This window comes from Gimesia panareensis, assembly GCF_007748155.1.
GTDB lineage: Bacteria > Planctomycetota > Planctomycetia > Planctomycetales > Planctomycetaceae > Gimesia > Gimesia panareensis.
This window is the reverse complement of the sequence record NZ_CP037421.1, coordinates 5,708,966-5,728,431: the sequence shown is the minus strand read 5'-3', so window position 1 is coordinate 5,728,431 and position 19,466 is coordinate 5,708,966. Positions and strand designations below refer to the sequence as shown.

Here is a 19,466-nt window from a genome sequence, read left to right as displayed (position 1 = left end):
GATCAATGCTGCAAAGGGTTTGTTAAGAACCCGAAATAAGTCGCGGGTCAAATAAAAAATCAGCCATTCGTTATTGTTCGAATGGCTTTTCGTCTTTGGCGCTGGCACCGAATGACGTACGGAGTGCGTCTGCTGCTCCAGAGACGGTTTTGTCGGGACCGGTCAGTTTAAGGAAGTAGTAGGCTTTGCCTTCTACGGCCAGAATGACACCAATCATGCGTGAGTTGGGGACCGCTTCGGTTTTCCGCAGAATTGGCGGGCCGATTGATTTGTTGTAGGTGCCTGAGATATCGACGATGACGTACTTGCCGTCTTTGGCTTCGCCCTGGCTGACTTTTGCTTTACGACCTTCGCTGTTGAACTGGCCAATCCAGCGGGAAACGTTGGCTGCGACACCACCGCCGGTACCACCGAAAGAAGAGATCACCAGCTCGGCAGGTTCTTTGTCCCCTTTGACGGCGGGGATTTCGAACTGGGCGAGACGGAGTCTGTTGGAAGGAGGAGCACTTTTCCAGTCGGCGGGCACTTTGAGTGTGATGTCTTTGATTTTGACATCGTTGGTTTTCGCGGCATCTTCAGCTGCATCGGCTGTGCAGGCATAGATCGCGAGACAAATTCCCAGGATGGAATACAGTACTCTGCGGTAGGTGGTGGGTGAAATCATAAAATTCCTCAGATTGAATTAAGGAGATTGAGCTTACGACTATGGCTAATTGTCCCGCATTTCCGGCTGATTTTCAACTCGGCATCGCAAGAAATGGTGGTGGACCCTGTTTTTTTGGCATCCGGAACGATGTTGTGACACGATGTTGCCAAAAATCAACGTGGATGATTGGTTGTGGGAACATTGGGGGAGCAGAAGGTTGGGTGCTGGTTTTGTATTGATCGTGGGAACTGTGACTTCCTGTTCGCTGCGCTCACCCCGGATTGCATTCGGGGCTCCCCGTTTTTAACTTTGAGAGTGTGATGAACAGCACTGTCGGGCGAGCCGACAGTGGCACACTGGGGTCTGGTTTTGAAATTGGAAATTGTTTCTGAATTGAAGGAGTGAGCTGTGACTTCCTGCTCGCTGCGCTCGGCCCGAATTCTATTCGGGCCCACCCATGATCAATGTATTTTGTTGTTTTGATAAGTGCTCAGTCGGCGGGGACGCAGCGGTTGTTGGCCCAGTGGCGGAGTTCGGCGATGCGTTCCTGCATGACGACAGCCAGGGGGCGGGTTTTCTGAATCTCTGAAGCGATGTGCCGATCTTCGAGTTCTGCATTTTCGGCGAAGGCGGCGAAGAGGCCGGACATGACGGCCTGTTCCAGTTCGGAGCCGGTGAAGTCGTCTGCCATAGCTGCCAGGGAGCGGAGGTCGTACTGATCGGAATCCCGCTTGCGGCGTTCAATGTGGATTTTGAGGATCTGTTCCCGGGCGGCTGGGTTGGGGAGATCGACGAAGAAGACTTCATCGAAGCGGCCTTTACGCATCAGTTCCGGCGGCAGGGCGGAGATGTCGTTGGCGGTCGCGATGATGAAGATCGGGTGGCGGTGATCCTGCATCCAGGCGAGCAGGGTGCCGAACATGCGTTTCGAAAGACCTCCATCCGAGGACGAAGCAGATGCCGAGGCGAACGCTTTTTCGATTTCATCGATCCAGAGAATGACGGGGGCCATCGACTCGGCCTGTGAGAGGGCCTGTCTCAACTGGCTTTCACTCTCGCCGATGAATTTCTGATAGAGCATGCCGGGATCGAGGCGGAGCAGGGGCATGTTCCAGTCGGAGGCGACCATCTTGGCACAGAGGCTCTTGCCGGAACCGGGAACGCCGAGCATCAGGACCCCGCGGGGCGGTTCGAGACCGAACTCCTGTGCTTTGCGTGTGAAGCCGCCGCGGCGGAGCTTGAGCCAGTCTTTGAGTTTATGGAGACCGCCGACTTCATCCGGTTTGACATCGACGGCGATCGACTCCAGGCAGCCGGTTGAGCCGAGCAGGGTGCGTTTGGCTTCGATGACGTGTGGCAGGTCGTTGGCATTGAGGTCGTTGTCCTGCAGGATGGCGGAGCTGATGACCCGTTCGACTTCGCTGCAGCTCAGGCCGCGCATGGTCAGGACCAGCTGTTCCATCTCGCGGCGGGTCAGGCGGGCCGTGATCTCGGAATCGCTCTCCCGCTTGATGCGGTTGTAGGTCTGTTTGATGACCGCGGAGAGTTCTTCGGCGTTGGGCCAGCCGATTTCAAAGCGCACGGTGAAGCGTTTGATTTCATCGGGGATCGGGAAGGCATCGACCAGAATGAAGGTCGATTTTTTGTCGTGACAGGTCTGCATCAAATCGCGGAGCATGCGATTGACGACACTGTCGCGACAATACGCGCCGAGGTCCTTGAACAGGACGATGTCGGCATTGGTATTCTGCTGGATGAAACTCAGCGTCTGTTCCGGTTTGCCGCCGGGAACGAGGGCCGGTTTAAGTTTCCCGTGTTCGGATTTGCAGAGCCCGCTGGTGGCAGACCATTCGTAGAGCGTCATCTTCAGATTGCGGGCGACTTTCTGTACCACTTCCCGGGCACGTTGTTCATCCAGGGTTTCGATGGCGATGAACGGATTTCCGGAGCGGATTAAAAGTTCCAGCGAATTTGACATGTCATGACGTTCCTGTGCAGACTGCGGATCTGGTCGTGGTAACGGAATTTCGATGGCGGCGGATTAATGTTTAATGTCACTTTTTCAGAAGTTTCTGAAACTGTTTCCAGGTTTTGGTGTTGGCGACATCTTTTTTGGTCAGTCCAGCGCGGCGGGCCTGGTAGACGCCGTACTGCATGACATCCAGGCCTCCTACGCTGTGGGCGTCGGTGTTGATGACAATCGGGATGCCCAGTTCTTTGGCGCGGGCGGCGTGAATGTCGTCGATATCGAGTCGCATGGGATGCGCGTTGATTTCGAGCATCGTGCCATGGTCGGCGGCTGCTTTGAGAATCTCACCGTAGTTGAGGTCGGCCCCCGGGCGTTTGCCGATCAGGCGACCGGAGAGGTGCCCCAGGATGGAGACGTGGGGATTCCGGATCGCGTTGAGCAGGCGTTTGTTGATCTGGTCCTGCGGTTGTTTGAGTCCGTAGTGCAGGACGGCGATGACCCAGTCGGCTTCGCTGAGGACATCATCGGGGAGGTCCATGCTGCCATCTTCGAGGATATCGCATTCGATGCCTTTGAGGATCTGAATGTCGGGGACTTTTTTCTGGACCTTTTCGATTTCCTTCCAGTGGGCGCGGAGCCGTTTGGCGTCGAGACCGTTGGCCATGGTGACGCGCTTGGAGTGATCGGTGATGGCGATGTACTGATAGCCCTTGGCGAGCGCTCCCTCGGCCATTTCCTGAATCGAGGCTTTACCGTCGGTAGCGGTGGTGTGCATGTGCAGGTCGCCGCGAATCTGTTTGAGTTCGATCAGGTCGGGGAGTTCGTTCTTTTCCGCCGCGGCGAATTCCATGCGATTCTCGCGGATCTCAGGCGGGATCCAGGGGAGGTCGAGTGCTTTGTAGACTTCCTCTTCGGTTTTGCCGGACACGAGTTTGTCTTTCTTGAAAAGCCCGTATTCGTTGAGCTTGAGCCCGCGGTCCTGGGAACGGCGACGGAGGACGATGTTGTGTTCCTTGGAGCCGGTGAAGTACATCAGGGCGGCACCGTAGGATTCTGCGGGGACGACGCGGAGGTCGAGTTCGAGTCCGGAATTGAGCCGCACGCGCTGTTTGGTATCGCCGCGGGCGAGGACTTTGCTGACCAGTTCATGATCGGCGAGGGCATCCATCACCTCATTGGGTTCGCTGGAAGTGACGAGGATATCGAGATCGCCCACCGTTTCCTTGCGGCGACGGCAGCTGCCTGCTTCGGAGATCTGCTGCACGGAATCGAGTTGGCCCAGATCGGCGATGATGGCATCGGACTGGGCCTTGGCTTCGGCGAGCCGGACGCGATCACCAATCTGGTTGAGCTGTTCGAGACCTTCGAGAATGATCTGTTCGGTTTTCTTGCCGAACCCTTTCTGCTCGGCGATGACGCCGTTTTCCGCAGCAGCTTTGAGATCATCGAGCGTATGGATGTTGAGTTCAGAAAAGAGGAAGGCGACTTTCTTGGGGCCGATGCCGGGGATGTCCAGCATGCGGACGACGTCCGGAGGGATCTGCTCTTTGAGTTCTTCGAGTTGCGGCAGCGTCGAATCTTCCACGATGGTCTGAATTTTTTCTGCCAGATCTTTGCCGATGCCCGGCAGTTCCTGCAGTTCTTTGGGATCGTTGTGGACGATTTCCTGAACCGATTCCGGCAGCCCGGAGATGGTGCGGGCGGCATTGCGGTAAGCGCGGAGGCGAAAGGGGTTGGCGCCCTGGATTTCGAGCAGGTCAGCGAGTTCCTCAAACTGGCGGGCGATTTCAGCGTTTTGCATGTTCCGAATCCGGATAGTGACAGTAAATGAAGTGCGGGTCTCTCTCCTTTTAACATAACGTGACGGGCGCATAAAAAAAGTGCAAGGCGGTGAAGCACTTGCACTTTGTGAAAGTCTGAAGTCGTCAGCCGTTAGTTGCTGGCAACTCTGGCTGTGTCATCAATGGCATACCAGCCTGAGTTCGTGGGCACGTCCTGCTTGGCAATCCGTGGTGCCGAGAAGTGGGCACGGATCGTCAGGCGTTCTGCCCGTGGAGCTGATTTCCAGGTGATTTTCTGATCCAGGTTCAGCGGTCGCACTCGCATCGGTGGCAGGTGGTTGGTTTCCTGTTCTGCTTTCGGTGCTTTCTTCTCCGGCTGAGTGGTCGGAGCTGCTTTTTTCTGGGGGATGGTGGTTTTGTTGGGAAGTTTGCCCTCCGGAGTGGGCTTGAAGGCCTTGTTGCTGTCGGTGCCGAACAGGTCTTCATCGGATTTTTTCTCGGTGCCGAAATCGGGCTGTGAGGGTTCCGAGCCGAAGTCAGGCTTAGAGGGGGGCGTACCAAAATCGGGAGCTGGTGTGCTGCTGCCTGGCATGGGCGTTTCGGAGGCATCCCGTTTCAGCGGCTGTTCAAAGAGATCCTTGGCATCACTGCCCGGCATGGGAGTGTCCATGGGGGTTTTGCGATCGTAGCGACGTTCACCGAAGCCGGAATCTTCGACTTTGTTTTCCGGATTCATGGGTTCTTCGGCATAGGTTTTGGGTGGAGTGCTTTCAATTTCGCGAGGTTCCGGAACCTGACCTCCACTGGTCGTTTTGCTGTTGGGGTCGGGAGTAGGAGTGCTGGCGCTGGAGGGACTGTAGGAGACGCCACAAGAACCAGTGCTGCAGCCACCCATGCCACAGGCTCCGGTGGAGCAACCGCCCATACCACAGGGAGAACAGCAGCCTGAGGGAGCATAGCCTGCGTAGTTCGAGGCATACATATTGCCGCCATTGAAGCTGCGGTAGCTGACGCCGACGGCCTGAGGATTGTTGATCAGGTACCAGCGGTAAGCGGCGCGGGAGCTGCGACGTGACGCAGCACGACTGCCACCATAAAAGGTGGTATAGCCGCCGGTGCCACAGCTGTTACAGGAACTTGACATTCCATAACCGCCGTAGTTGGTGGTGTAGGGAGCGGGAGCATATCCGGCACCGTAGTACATCGGTCCATTTCGGCTGGGGCCAAAAATGGCGTTGTAGGTCCACGGGATAATCCCGGCAGAAGACTCAGGAAGAGAAACCAGGCTGACGGCCAGCAGACAACCGGCTGTCAGACACACTTTTTTCAGATTCACGTTTTTGGAAAGACTCATCATCCATTCGACCTTTTTAAAATCGAGCCACACTGTTGCACGACCAGGGGCAGAAAGCCATGCCGAAAGAAGACGTAGTCCATCACGCCGGTTTCTCTCACCTTCCGAATCGGAAGTCGCGAGTAGCTAATCCGTTAGTTACCCTGTTGTACCCTGACAATCGTGCCGATGTCAATGATTGTGATCACTGTGCAGGTCGGATCGACTAAGTTTTTGCGCGATGATTTATAAGGATTCGCGAATGTCACTATTTTGTCTAAACTGTAAGGTTGCTTGATCAAAGGCGTTCTGCCATCACTGGGGGCAGCGGAGCAGGTGGGAATCACAATTGAGATCAACAAATTGGGATAAGTTGATGTGAGAAAAAAACTTATCGAATGTGTCTCCGGCAGCCGGGAACCTGATGGAGGCGCTTGCGGGATTCAGAGTGTCGAGGTCCCGGTTCGAGGCGAGTTCCTCTACCCGCAAACGCGGGAAAATGATAACTTACGCAGTCCGCAGCCGGTCGAGGCAGGGGTTATGGGCTGATTCCTGTCTGCTGTATGGATTGAGTGTGCCGGACTGCCGGTCAACGAGTGAAACGGATTTCATGAGTGGCTTTCCCGAAAACCTGTTCTCCCTGGTCAGATCTCCGTTGGAGTCACTGAGACGGGGAGCGTGCGTTGTAGGACTCTGCTGCAGTCTGCTGCTGTTCTGTACGGGATGTTCGTCCTGGAAGCAGAATATGGCGATACGAGATTCGGAATCACAGGACCTGGTGGAACAGGTACGGGTGGCGACGGAGAGTGGACGACAGGAACAGGCGGCAGAGTTGCTGAAGCGGGCGGTGGCGAATAACCCGAATAATGCGGCGGTCAGGCAGCAGTTGTCTGAGTTTCTGATTGCGAACGGCTACTCGGAAGAGGCGATTCAGCAGTTGCAGCGCACGACGGTGCTGGCGCCCGATGATCCCCGGCCTTATATCGATCTTTCCTATCTGCTGTATGAAAAGAAGCAGTACACCGATGCGCTCAAGAACCTGGAGCTCGGTCTCAACCTGGATCCGACGAACATCCGGGCCCTGATTCTGAAGGGAGAACTGGAAGAGCTGGCCTCGCTCAATAGTGCAGCGATTGAAACGTATCATCGTGTTTTACAGGTCGACCCTTACAATATTGACTCTCGACTGAAGCTGGCGGCGCTGGAGATCAAGATGGGAGAACACAATCGGGCGACGCCGATTCTGCGTCCGATCTGTCATAATACGAGTGCCACCTTCGATCAGCGGTCAGAGGCACAGTGGCTGCTGGGTGTGGCCTATGGGGCCGATCATCGCTGGAGCGATTCCGTGGCCTCGCTGGAACAATCGATGAAGAACCGCAAGGATGCGAGCGCGGATGACTGGTATCGAGTGGCCTATGCCTGTCTGCAGGCGAAGCAGATGGAGAAAGTGTACCCGGCGGTGACGCAGGCGTTGACCTTGAATCCCATGCATACAGAAACGAATCGTCTGTCACATTTTCTGACGCAGCAGACCCATTCCTCTGCAGCGCACATTCAACAGGCCTCTCTCTACACCCCTTTGAAGCAGCCGGGCTTCATTCGCCAGGCTCCCCAGCCGATTCCTGTCGAAGCTTTGACGCCTCCCCAGGGCTGGGAACACGTGGTCAAGCAGCCTGAATCGGGTGCAATCCTGCCGCTGCAGTAAGCTGTGTCCGGCACCCGAATACGGGCGGGGTGAGAATTCAGGGCGATTATGTTCAGTGGGAACCGTCAACTGTCGGCCTGTTGTCTGTTGATAACGCGAAGAAAATCCGACTCGCAGCCAGTGAGGTATTTTCGCTGTAAAATCAGGTGATTACGGGATCTAAAGCAAAAAAACGGGGTCCTTTATCGAATTTTGATACTTGAAAAAAGAAATGAGTGGACTAAATGATATAATGGCGAGGTTTTGCTATAGTAACCGGCAGGATTTGATTTCCGTAAAGAATACAAGAATCTTTAGTGAACGCTGCGTTTCACCTGAGACTGGATGATGAAAGACGTTTGCATGTTTGAATTTGTTTCCGATGTACTGAACCTCAAGCAGATGGATTCTGTGGAGCAAGGCAGGCAACCACTTTCCTCAGCCGGCACTGGTGCCAGTTCGCTGTCCCGCGTTTTACCCGATGTTGCCAATGACTCCACCCCTCATATCGGAGGGACTCTGGACCGGGTCGGGATGTCGGGTGTGGAACTCGTATTGCGTCTGCGTGATGCGTCCGGTGAGATCTTCCGGACTCCGGCACGCGCAGATGCCGCGGTCAGCCTGGATGATGAGCGGGTCAAGGGCATTCACATGTCCCGCCTGTTTCTGAGTCTGAACAATCGACTGGCAGACGCGGAGTTGTCGATGCCTGTCGTGAATGAGATCCTGCAGGACTTCGTGAAGACGCACGCAGACATGAGCGCCAACAGCTACCTGACGCTGCAGTACGAACATTCGATGAAGCGACCCGCGCTGCTCTCCGATCACGCCGGCTGGCGGGCCTATCCGGTGACGATTCAGAGTGCTTACCAGCAGGGCAAATACCGGCATCAGCTGACGGTGCAGTTAACGTACTCCAGTGCCTGCCCCTGTTCGGCGGCGCTGTCACGTCAGTTGATCCAGCAGGCGTTCGAGCGGTCTTTCGGCGATCGGAGTGAATTGTCGCACGATGAGATCTTCGAGTGGCTGGGAACTCCGGATGCGATCCTGGCGGTGCCGCACAGTCAGCGGAGCCATGCCGACGTGACCGTGGAACTGAGTGATGACCTGGAAGAGTTCCCGATTGAAACGCTGATCGATTACCTGGAACGGGTGATTGCGACTCCGGTCCAGACGGCAGTCAAACGCGAGGATGAGCAGGAATTCGCCCGGTTGAACGGCGCGAATCTGATGTTCTGCGAAGACGCGGCCCGCAAGCTGAAAGCGGCCCTGGAATCATACGAAGGCGTGAAAGACTTCCGCGTGGAGATCAATCACCTGGAGAGCCTGCACCCGCACGACGCGTCTGCCGTGGCCAGCAGTTCGCGGTCCTGAAACAGACTGGCAATTCGACTCATCAACCGGCCCGCTCTTCAGCGGGCTTTTTTTCTGCTACCACCGATTCACTCGGTCAGTAGTGGCTTTTCTATTTTCGCGAGAGTACCGACTTTTTTGATGTTCCTTCTTGCTAAGAGTCGCTCGATGCAATAATTTAATTTTATTAAAGAAATTAGTCTGGTTTGGCCCGAACTCGGGCTGCGATCAGTGCGTGACAGGGCGCGAGGCTCTGGGAACGCGCTCCAACTCAGGAAAGCAAACATGGTTTTGAAACGACTCCTCTCAATCACCTGTGTCTGTCTGGCTGCTGTCTGTACCGTGGGAGCAGAGGCAGGGGACAAAGCTGTCGCACCGAAAGATGGTGTGATTCACCTGTTTAACGGCAAGAACCTGGACGGACTGTATGTCTGGAACCGGGGGACTGAATATGAGGATCCGAAGAAGATCTTCACCGTCAAAGACGGCATGCTGCACATTTCCGGCGACGGTTATGGCGGTCTGATCACCAAGAAAGATTATCGCGATTACCACATGGTGATTGAATTCAAGTGGGGCGGCAAGACCTGGGGACAACGGGAAGACCGGGCCCGCGATTCCGGCGTGCTGATTCATTGTCATGGTCCGGACGGCGGTTATGGCAACACCTGGATGGCTTCCATCGAAGCACAGATCATCGAAGGGGGCGTGGGCGATATCCTGGTGCTGACCGGAAAGGATCCCAAGACCGGCGACCCGATTCCAACTTCGCTGACGACCCGCATCACCAAAGATCGGGACGGCGAAAAGGTCTGGAAGAAAGATGGCGATGAGATCACGCTGAGTTCCGGCCGGATTAACTGGTGGGGCCGCGATCCTGACTGGGCCGACAAAGTCGGCTTCCGCGGTAAGGACGACGTCGAAAGCGAGTTCGGCGAGTGGACGCGGATGGATGTGATCTGCAAGGGCGGCAAGATCAAGTACCTGGTTAACGGTGTGGTCGTGAATGGCGGCTACGACGCGAAGCCCGATCATGGCAAGCTGCTGGTGCAGACCGAAATGGCGGAAATGTGGGTTCGCAAATGGGACCTGTATCCGCTGGGCAAGGCACCCAAGTATAAGAAAGACTAAGTTCACTGTTTGTGAATTCAGCCCTGCTGTGGTGATGACCGGAGCAGGGCTTTTTTGTGCGCTGGTAGTGCGGGCTTTTCATCTGCGTGTGTGAGTGGCGGTCTGGTAGGATTTGCGGTTGCTGGAGGTCGTTGTGTGATCGTCTGCTGGTGCTGAGTTGTGCCTGATGTGGTTTGTTTCTCATGGGAGAGTTGGTGCTAACTTGGTCGTGAGAACTGCGACCTCTTGTTCGCTGCGCTCACCCCGGATTGCATCCGGGGGCACCCTTTTTTATTACTATTCGAGTGTTGATAACAGCACTGTCGGGCAAGCCCAATACTGTTCGGCACGATATTTGCGCACTGTCGTCTGGTAGTATAGAATACTGCCATAACGACAGGAATCAGCATGGCCAATCAACAGACTAATAGCATCGAAGCTTGTGACATCACCGGTCTTAAGTATCTGGATCGGGTTCTCCCGCTGTTTAAGCGACTGCGTCCCGAGGGAACTGAACGTGACAAAGCCGGTAACCGGCAACTGTTTTACGATCAGTATTGCGCACTGCAGTTACTGTACCTGTTCAATCCGATCGTGACTTCTTTGCGCGGATTACAGCAGGCCAGTGAGCTCAAAAAAGTCCAGCGAAAACTGGGCTGCCCGCGGTCTTCTCTGGGATCCCTTTCCGAAGCGGTTCGGGTCTTTGACCCTGAACTGCTGCGGGAAATTGTAGGCGAACTGATTGAAAAACTGCCTGCCCAGAAGCCGCAGGATCGGCGTCTCCAGGATCTGGCTCAGACGCTGACTGCCGTGGATGGCACGTTCCTCAAAACACTGCCGCAGATCACTCAGGCCTGTTTTTCAACCCGCCAGGACAAAGGCTGGCAGCTGCACACTCATTTTGAAATACTGCGGGGAATCCCGGTACGCATGGATCTGACGGATGCCACCGGTCGCAAAGAAGGTAATGAAAAATCCATGCTGACTAACGTGCTGGAAAAAGATCGTTGCTACATCCTGGACCGTGCTTATGAAAAATATGCCCTGTTTAATGCAATTGTGAATGCCGGCAGCAGCTACGTGTGTCGAATTCGCGGTGATCACATTTTTGTGGAACAGGAATCCCGTGAATTGACCGCAGAGGCCAGGGCAGCGGGAGTGCTGGAAGATCGGGTAGGGCAGCTGGGGTCTCCCAAGTCACGGAGAATAGAACACCCTGATCATCCGGTGCGTCGGATTACTGTCAAAGTCACTCCGCATCCTAAACGGGGAGGACGGAGACGGGAGGGGGCAAGCCAGGATCTGGTTGTGGCAACCAGTCTGCTGGACGTGCCTGCTGAGATCATTGCGCTGATCTATCAGCACCGCTGGCAAATTGAATTGTTCTTTCGTTTTTTAAAGCATGTACTTGGCTGTCGTCACCTGCTGAGTCAGAACCCGCAGGGAATTCAGATACAGACTTATTGCGCGATGATCGCCTGTCTGTTAATCAGTCTGATTACAGGGAAAAAGCCGACGCTCCGAACATATGAAATGCTGTGTTTCTATTTCAGTGGCCTGGCGGATGAGGATGATCTGATCAACCACATCAACCGTCTGCAATCCCACGAAACCAGATAGCACAGGACTCCTCGCCCGACTGCTGACTGTTGGTGACGAGATGATTCATGCTGCGCTGTTCGAAAGATTTCATAGCCGTGTATGAGCCATGACTGAATGAGATCTTCAAACAAAACTTCTAAAAAATGCAGTTCATAAGAGTTAAGCTGCAATCCACAATCAACTGCAAACCGTGAGCCGAACAGTATTGGGGCAAGCCGACAGTGGCACGCGGCCGTTTTATATTTACCATGAAATGCACGAACGGGTTGGGAGTGTCATCGTAAATTCAGCGGGTGACCCCGAATCAAATTCGGGGTTGTCGGAGACAACAGGAGGTCGTTGTGTGATGGCCTGCTGGAGATGCTTTGTGCCTGACATGGTTTGTTTCTCATGGATGGTCGGTTCTAAACTGCTCGTGTGAACTGTGACCTCTTGTTCGCTGTGCTCACCCCGGATTGCATCCGGGGGCACCCTTTATTTAGCTGTTGCCTTTGAAGTGTGAATCGAGTTGGAAATCGTCTGGCGGGCAGCCACACAGGGCTGCACCCTGCGATTGGTTTTATTCAGTAAACGGGGATTCTGCATGGATGATTTGATTCTCTTTTGTTGCTGTTTGATTTGGCCACAGTCGGGCAAGCCGACTGTGGCACACGCAAATCTGGAACATGGCGATCGATATATCAAACAAGTGGCTGGTGCTGTTCCGCTCATTCGTGGTTTTGATGTTGTTGAAGGGCACGAGGGAGTCGAGACAAAATTTTGTCCCAATGTGGCCAGATTTTGTCCAGGTGTGTCCCGGATTTTGTCCTTATCTGGCCGGGGTTTGTCCTGGTTTGTCTTGAACATTGGAGAGGGAACATTGCGGACTAGTGTGAAAGGTTTCGGTGGACGGAGAGTGAAAATCGACGGTGATTCAGGTGCCGTTTCGTCACTGGTTCTGAGTGTTCCAGTGCACGCCGACCCGCCTCGCGCGCGAGCCAGATTTAGAGCAACATACGATTCGGGACGAGCGGATCAAGGGCAATTTATTCAGGTCAAGTGAGCGCAGGGAGGCGCGATGATCAGTGTCTCAGGGAAGGGGGATGCATGACAGCGGCGCATAAAAAACACCGGTCTGTGTTGATCAGTGGCAGACCGGTGTCGGAATTATTTTTTCATGGCGACTTCGGAGTCGTCGGTCATGGCGAGTTCGGGGATTTCGTCCTGCATGACGGTAAACATCTCGGCGACTTCGGGTTTGAAGACGTCGCCGATGAGGATGTCGACGAGGTTGGTTTTGAACTGGGGGTATTGTCTGAGGAAGCTGCCGAAGCTGAACCCAGGGGCGTAGAAGGCGTAGACCAGTTTGCGGAAGTTCTCGACTCCGGCGCGATAGCCGGGGTACCACTGGCTGAGGCGTTCGACGGAGAAGTCGTTGGCCTCAAAGGCGTCGTTGATGGTATCGGCAACGAGTTCTCCGGATTTGAGAGCCAGGAAGACGCCGCTGGAGTAGACGGGGTCGATGAAGCCGAGCGCGTCGCCGGCCAGCATCCAGCCCGGTCCTACCGGCTGGGAGGAATGGTAGGAGAAGTCCTTGGTGGTCATGAACTCGGTGTCGGGCTGGGCGTTTTCCAGGCGGCGTTTGATGGCGGAGCAGCGTTCGACTTCCTGCCAGAAGATCTGTTCGCTGCTGCCCCGATCCTTGGCGAACATGTAGTTCATATCGCCGGTACAGCCGACGCTGACGACGTTGTCGGGGAGCGGAATGTACCAGAACCAGGAGTGTTTGCCCTCGGTCTGCAGGATGATGGTGGCCCCTTCGTCGATGCCCTCATCCCGGTGGGCGTTTTTGAAATGGGCCCAGACGGTGCCTTTCCGGAGGACCGGATCAGCCTGCTTGAGTTTGAGGCGGTTGACGATGAAGGCGGACTGCCCGCTGGTGTCGACGACGAGTCTGGATTTGATCTCGCGGGTTTCCTGCGAGGGGAGTTTCACGCGGACGCCGGTAACCTGTTCTCCTTCAGTGAGCAGATCGAGGACCTGGGTGCCGGTACGGATGGTGGCACCCTGTTTCTCAGCATTGTCGACGAGCATCTGGTCGAATTCAGCGCGGAGGACCTGCCAGGTCTGCGAGCTTTCGTGCTGTTTGTATTCGTTGAAGTAGAAGGGCATCGTCTCGACGCCTTCGTCGGTGACGAACTGCACGCTGAACTTTTTGGGGAAGGCGGTTTCTTTCAACTGATCGATCAGGCCCAATCGTTTGAGGGGCCAGTAGGTTTCGGGGATCAGTGATTCGCCGACGTGGAAGCGGGGGAAATGGGCGCGGTCGACGATCAGGGTTTTGCGGCCCTGTTCGGCGAGCAGCGCTCCGGTCGCGGTACCGGCCGGGCCGGCGCCGATGATAATTACATCGTATTCGGTATCGAGGTCAGGCTGTTCTGTTGTCTGTGTGTCAATCATGGAAAGCCTTTACATCTACAAATGGAAGTTGGTCTGGGGGGACACTATGCGGTTATAGCAGCGGAGCGGAAACTTCCAAGAGGTCAATTGCGGGTTGCTGGTTACAAAAAATGGTTGCCAGGCGTCCATAGGTCACCTGGCCGGGCTCGATGTGCATGACTTTAGCCAGTCCGGGGCCTGCTGTGATTCTCAGGACGGCTCCGAGATCAACGTGTCGTAAGACATTATGATTGATCAGTACGCGGCCCAGCGGAATCTCGCCGGCGAGGATTTCGTCCTTGACGGCCTGGGTCACATAATCAAAATTGAACTTCACGATGCCGAACTGAACGACATCGTCGGTGCCGCTTTTGACCAGCAGGATTTTCCGACTGTAAACATTTTCATCGAGTCTCTGGTCCAGCACGACCACATCGACGGGCGAATTATGATATTCCTCCATGGAGATGGTCATGTGGTGATTGTGGGCGAGCAGGGATTTATAAGGTTCGGGAGTGGTTGAGGAAGAAACGTGTTCGGCCCGTTCGAACAGTCGTTGTTCGTTCGGGAACAGTTTAACAAGTGCATCGAGTTCGTCTTGTGGGTTCACTTGGTCATAACTTCTTTTAATCAGGAGGGGGTCAGTGAGAGAACAGGAATCCGGAGATCCGCTGCTTAAGTGTATCTTACCATGCGATGTTCCGGTTCGAAATACTCCGTCAACAGGCTGTCGACCTGCAGCATCCCTTTGCGAGTCAGTTCGACCTGGGAGTCATCATAGGTCAGGTAGCCTGCTTTCTGCTGGTTGGAGAGTGCCTCGGCGAATTCTTCGGTGAGATCGACGCCGAATTTTTCCTGGAAGGGCTGCGTGCGGACGCGTCCTTCTTTGAGTTGCAGGATGAATTCGCGAATCAGCCGCTGGTGCTCGGTGGGTTCCAGGGCCCGGTTTACGGGGAGCTTACCGCTCTCTACCGTTTCGAGATAGTCTTCCAGTCGATCGAGGTTCTGATAATGTACGCCCTGCATGTGACCGAACGAAGAGACGCCGGTAGCGATGATGTCATTGCCGCGGAACAGATTGTCGCGATAGATGAAGCGGTCTGTCTCGGGGTTTTTGACGAGTTCGTTTCCGCTGGCGAGGTGATAGCCTTTGGCCTGGAGCGTATCGATGGCTTCGTTCATCCAGCGACGTTTGGTGGTCCAGTCGGCGATGGGCGAGTCGATGCCCATCTCTTTCATTTCCTTGGAAATGATGGTGTTGTGGGGGAGTTCCATCTGATAGATGGTGATGTTATCGGGGTTGAGCTCGGCTGCTTTTTCGACGGCCTGCGACCAGTTGTCGTCGGTTTCACCCATCATGCCGGCGATGAGGTCGATGTTGACCTGGGGGAAGCCGACTTCCTGAATCCAGTCGTAGGCGCGGAAGACTTCGGGAGTCAGGTGAGCCCGGCCGTTGGCTTCGAGCAGTTTGTCGTTGAAACTTTCAACGCCGAGCGAGATGCGGGTGATGCCGATCTCTTTGAGAGTCTTGACCTTTTCCAGGTTGAGGGTTCCCGGCTCGCATTCGAAGGTGACTTCCTGCGCGGTTTCCCAGTTGAGCAGGCTGGAGAGTCGATCGCGAACGGAGAGGAGCTGTTTGGAGCTCAGATACGAAGGAGTCCCACCTCCGAAGTAAGTGAAATCGAGCGTACGCCCTTTGATGGCTTCGACCTGGCTGAGCATTTCGAACTCATTCTGCAGGGCCTGGACGTAGCGTTCGATGGTTTTGGCGTTCTGTTTTTCGTAGACGCGGAAGTAGCAGAACTTGCAGCGTTTCCGACAGAAGGGAATATGGATATAGAGCCCCATGGGGATGCTGGTATCGGGGGGCTGGTGCAGGACTTCCTGAATACGGGTGACGTATTCCTGCTTCCACTGCGAAAAAGGGGGATAGTTGGAGATAAAGTAACTGCCGATTTCGGTAGTGCCTGTCGTTTCCAGATCCATAATGCTCTCAACGTTTTTCTATTGTCTTTCAGCAAACCAGTGCAGTCACCGGTTTTGATGATGATTGACGGGTCTTTCTTATTGTCACTTCTTTCCGAAACAATACAAGGCGCCATTTCGGGATTCTGTGCCAATGATCAGATGTCCCTGGCCGATCGCCGGGGAGGCGGTGATGTCGTCGCCTAAGTTCTTTTTCCAGAGAGTTTTACCATTTTTGAGATCGAATTCATACAGATTCCCGTCCGAGGAACCGACGAAGACGCGGTTCCCGAGAATGACAGGAGAGCTGTCGACACGGCCCCGGGTGCCGATTTTCCAGATCGGTTTACCGGTTTTGCGTTCGACGCAGTGGACCTGTTTATCGCGGCCTCCCGCGACGACGTGGGTCTCGGTGATGGCGGCCGAGGAATGGTAGGGGTATTCTTTCTTCGGATCTTTATAACTCCAGACGACCTTCGATTCTTTCCAGTCGACCGAGATGATCTCGCTGGCGTAGGTGCCGACGTAGAGATCATCTTCCCAGATCGCGGGCGAGGCAATCAGGTACGTCATCAGGGGCATCTGGCTGTGCTGTTTGCCGGTGTCGATGTCGATTACGCGGAGTTGCTCGTCACAACCAGTGACGAAGGTAAAGTGATCGACAATCGCGGGGGAGCAGTTTACGTAGCCGTCGGTTTCGAATTTCCAGACGAGCGACCCATCCTTGACGTTGAGGCAGTAGAGGAAATTATCGTAACTGCCGAACAGGATTTTATCGCCGGTGATGTTGGCGCTGCTGATGATTTCGGCGTCGGCTTTGAACATCCAGAGTTTTTTGCCGGTGGTGCGGTCGATGGCATGGAAGACGCCGTCTTCATCGCCGAGATAGACACCATTGGCGGTGACCAGGGGCGAAGATTTGAAACCCGGGGCAAATTTTTTCGGGTCGGGATTTTCGATCGAGCGATATTCCCAGACGGGTTTTCCGGTTTTGAGTTCGAGGCACTCGACGTAGCCGTTGAGGCCGGCCATATAGACTTTGTCGCCGACGATCGCGGCAGTGGAGGCGATGCCGTCGGAAGAGGGGTATTTCCAGAGCAGATCCAGTTTTTCCGGGAGGGTGGTGCGGGCGACGCCCTGTTGCAGATTCCCGTTGCGGAAGGAAGGCCAGTCCTGTGAATCTGCCCGGGGAGCAGTGTCGGCTGAAGTGTCTGCTTTTTTATCTGCTGGTTTTTCCGCAGCAGAAACAGACAGACCGACAACGCACAGACAGAGCAGGGCCGCCATGGTCCGAAAAGGGAGTAGATTCGATTGATCAAGCTTTAGAACGCGCATTCATACAATTCCCGTAAAGAGGACTGATCGACAGGGCGGGGATTGAAATTGCCCGTCCATTGCCGAGAGGCTTCTTCAGCCAGTTGATCGAACAGACCGGTATCGACTTCGCATTCGGAGAGCGTGGTCGGGGCGCCGGCCAGGGAGACGAGGGACTGGATGTGTTCGGCAAGTAAGCCGGGGCCCTCGGGATCTTGCGGGGCACAGAGTCCCAGATCAGAAGCGAGCAGGGAGTAATGATCGCCTACCAGTTCCGCATTGAAACGAATGACATGGGGGAGCATGATGCCGATGGCGACGCCGTGGGTCAGACCAAAATGAGCCGACAGGGGATTCGCGAGAGCATGTGTGGCACCGAGCATCGAGTTTTCAATGGCGGCTCCGGCGAAGTGGGCTCCGAGCTGCATGTTTCCGCGGGCGGTCAGGTCATCGGGAGAATTCAGGACCTCGGGGAAGCTGCTGGCGAGCAGCGACCAGGCGCGGCGGCTGAAGAGTTTCGAGATTTCATTGCGGGGTTTGGTGACGAAGGTTTCGAGTGCATGGCTCAAGGCATCGATGCCGGTGACATGGGTGACCGAGCGGGGCATGGTCAGTGTGAGTTCGGGGTCGAGGATCGCAACGCGGCAAGCGGCTTTTTTATCGCCGCAGGCCATCTTCATATGAGTTTCGGGATGCGCGATGACGGCGAACGACTGGGCTTCACTCCCGGTGCCGGCGGTGGTGGGGACGGCGATGAGGGGCAGCATGGGCTTGGTCGCTTTGCCGACGCCCCAGTAGTCTTCCATCTTTCCGCCATTGGTGAGCAGGAAGTTGATGCCCTTGGCACAATCCATACTGCTGCCGCCCCCGAGTCCGACGATGAGGTCGATGGGCTGCTGGCGGGCGACGGCAAGACCGCGTTCGACATCTTCGGTGGTGGGGTTGGCGTGGACATCGTCGAAGGTGGTGATCTCCAGGCCTGCCTGTTCGAGCGAGGCGACGCCCCGGGCTTCGTGTCCGGCTTCTGCGAGACCTTTGTCTGTGACCAGCAGCACATGCTTGGCGCCCTGTTCCACGGCGAGCTCACCGAGACGGCTCAGGGTTCCGCCACCAAAGACGATTCTGGTGCGGGGCTGATAGTCGAAGGCAGAAAGCGAGGCACCTTCTCCCTGATCCGTTTTCAGTCTGGTTGAAGATTTCGAATCCATGACGCCGAAGTTTTCCTTACTCTGTCGATCAGTTGATCAGGCTGAATGATGATTCACGCTGGCGGGTGTTCCATGTTGAATCCGTTTCCCTGTGCGGGGACAGGTGTGCGAAATCGTCTGTTTTGTCTGGTGAGATTAATCAGGCAGGTCTCTGTTGGGGCGCGCAACTTCCAACGTTGGTCATCCATTCCCTTCCGTTATAAACACCGTAGAGCGCTCACTGGCATCGATCCAATTCAACACAGTGTGTGTCTACTGTTCTAATTCTGATCAAAATCGTCGGGAATTTCCAGTAGTCAGCACTGATTTATAGGCGGTTCGCCGGTCTTAAGCGATGTTTAAATCGCAGTTTAGGGAAAACTCAGTCTAAATACAGCCTGTTATTGTGGATATAAACTTCCACCGCCCGCGGCGTCATGTAACGGACACTTTTGTTTTCTTGAACCCGCTGGCGGATGTCTGTCGAAGAGAGATCGATGCCGGGCATGGTGACCCAGGTGATTTTTTCCACAACCGCCTCGCCGAGTTTTTCTTTGAGCTCGCTAAGGTCTGGTAAACTTATGTTCGGTCGATTGACGCCGATCAGGTGGGCCTGCTCGAGGATGGCTGCCGGCTCGCGCCAGGTATGGAAATCGCGGACCGAGTCGGCTCCGATGATCAGGAAAAAGTCGTTGTCGGGGTGGGACTCTTTCAACTGGCGGAGGGTTTCGACGGTGTAACTCGGACCCTCGCGGTGCAGTTCGAGATCTTTAATAACGAAGGTGGGATTCCCGGCGCTGGCGAACTCCAGCATTTCGCGGCGCTGTTTGCCGGGAGTGATGCCGCTCGTTTCCTTGTGGGGGGGAGCACCGGCGGGGATGAGCCAGACCTCATCCAGAGCAGCCTGTTCGCGGCACTGTTCGGCGAGGAGCAGGTGTCCGTTGTGGACCGGATCGAAGGTTCCGCCAAAAATTCCAATTCGCATCAGTGTTTCATTTCTATCTTTCAACAGAAGCGCTTAGTGAAAAACGGCCATTGCTGAAAGAATCTTTTGTTTCGAATACTCGATAGTCGAGTTTGTTTGTTGAGTTACCGGAGTCA

At 55.1% G+C, this 19,466-nt stretch carries 14 protein-coding genes; 4 read left to right on the top strand and 10 right to left on the bottom strand.

What is annotated here, in order from left to right; all coding sequences use genetic code 11:
• Positions 1-70: 70 nt before the first annotated feature.
• The 4 genes from Enr10x_RS21400 to Enr10x_RS21385 all read right to left on the bottom strand — a co-directional run bounded on the left by Enr10x_RS21400 (position 71) and on the right by Enr10x_RS21385 (position 5,753).
• Positions 71-664: a hypothetical protein gene (locus Enr10x_RS21400; RefSeq protein WP_145451312.1), complete on the bottom strand. Its 594-nt coding sequence runs from the start codon at positions 662-664 to the stop codon at positions 71-73.
• Between the two features lie 472 nt (positions 665-1,136).
• Positions 1,137-2,624, bottom strand: coding sequence for an AAA family ATPase (locus tag Enr10x_RS21395; protein WP_145451311.1), 1,488 nt, complete (start codon positions 2,622-2,624; stop codon positions 1,137-1,139).
• A gap of 76 nt (positions 2,625-2,700) precedes the next feature.
• The gene (gene polX, locus Enr10x_RS21390; RefSeq protein WP_145451310.1) at positions 2,701-4,416 is read right to left on the bottom strand and encodes a DNA polymerase/3'-5' exonuclease PolX; all 1,716 of its coding nucleotides are present in this window, start codon (positions 4,414-4,416) and stop codon (positions 2,701-2,703) included.
• Positions 4,417-4,547: 131 nt separating this feature from the next.
• A complete protein-coding gene (locus Enr10x_RS21385; protein ID WP_145451309.1) occupies positions 4,548-5,753 on the bottom strand; it encodes a hypothetical protein in 1,206 nt (401 codons plus the stop codon).
• A 721-nt stretch (positions 5,754-6,474) separates the two neighbouring features.
• On the opposite strand from Enr10x_RS21385, the gene Enr10x_RS21380 reads away from it, so the two are divergent.
• The 4 genes from Enr10x_RS21380 to Enr10x_RS21365 all read left to right on the top strand — a co-directional run bounded on the left by Enr10x_RS21380 (position 6,475) and on the right by Enr10x_RS21365 (position 11,499).
• Entirely contained in the window at positions 6,475-7,437 is a 963-nt protein-coding gene (locus tag Enr10x_RS21380; protein WP_197996139.1) for a tetratricopeptide repeat protein, read from the top strand.
• Between the two features lie 342 nt (positions 7,438-7,779).
• Positions 7,780-8,790: a GTP cyclohydrolase FolE2 gene (gene folE2, locus Enr10x_RS21375; RefSeq protein ID WP_145451308.1), complete on the top strand. Its 1,011-nt coding sequence runs from the start codon at positions 7,780-7,782 to the stop codon at positions 8,788-8,790.
• 264 nt (positions 8,791-9,054) lie between these two features.
• Entirely contained in the window at positions 9,055-9,900 is an 846-nt protein-coding gene (locus tag Enr10x_RS21370) for a 3-keto-disaccharide hydrolase (RefSeq protein WP_145112489.1), read from the top strand.
• 387 nt (positions 9,901-10,287) lie between these two features.
• On the top strand, positions 10,288-11,499 hold the full coding sequence (locus Enr10x_RS21365) for an IS4 family transposase (protein ID WP_145110800.1): 1,212 nt from the start codon (positions 10,288-10,290) through the stop codon (positions 11,497-11,499).
• Between the two features lie 1,128 nt (positions 11,500-12,627).
• On the opposite strand, the gene Enr10x_RS21360 is transcribed toward Enr10x_RS21365, so the two are convergent.
• The 6 genes from Enr10x_RS21360 to nadD all read right to left on the bottom strand — a co-directional run bounded on the left by Enr10x_RS21360 (position 12,628) and on the right by nadD (position 19,350).
• Positions 12,628-13,920: an NAD(P)/FAD-dependent oxidoreductase gene (locus tag Enr10x_RS21360; protein WP_145112487.1), complete on the bottom strand. Its 1,293-nt coding sequence runs from the start codon at positions 13,918-13,920 to the stop codon at positions 12,628-12,630.
• 52 nt (positions 13,921-13,972) lie between these two features.
• Positions 13,973-14,509, bottom strand: a complete 537-nt coding sequence (locus tag Enr10x_RS21355; RefSeq protein ID WP_145112485.1) for a hypothetical protein — start codon at positions 14,507-14,509, stop codon at positions 13,973-13,975.
• A gap of 65 nt (positions 14,510-14,574) precedes the next feature.
• Positions 14,575-15,885 carry a coproporphyrinogen-III oxidase family protein gene (locus Enr10x_RS21350; protein ID WP_145451307.1) on the bottom strand — a complete coding sequence of 437 codons (1,311 nt, stop codon included), beginning with the start codon at positions 15,883-15,885 and terminating at the stop codon, positions 14,575-14,577.
• 84 nt (positions 15,886-15,969) lie between these two features.
• Positions 15,970-17,199, bottom strand: coding sequence for an outer membrane protein assembly factor BamB family protein (locus Enr10x_RS21345; protein ID WP_145112483.1), 1,230 nt, complete (start codon positions 17,197-17,199; stop codon positions 15,970-15,972).
• The gene (locus Enr10x_RS21340; RefSeq protein ID WP_145451306.1) at positions 17,187-18,386 is read right to left on the bottom strand and encodes an iron-containing alcohol dehydrogenase; all 1,200 of its coding nucleotides are present in this window, start codon (positions 18,384-18,386) and stop codon (positions 17,187-17,189) included. Before Enr10x_RS21340 ends, Enr10x_RS21345 begins: the two co-directional genes overlap by 13 nt.
• A 361-nt stretch (positions 18,387-18,747) precedes the next feature.
• Positions 18,748-19,350, bottom strand: a complete 603-nt coding sequence (gene nadD / locus Enr10x_RS21335) for a nicotinate-nucleotide adenylyltransferase (RefSeq protein WP_145451305.1) — start codon at positions 19,348-19,350, stop codon at positions 18,748-18,750.
• Positions 19,351-19,466: the final 116 nt, after the last annotated feature.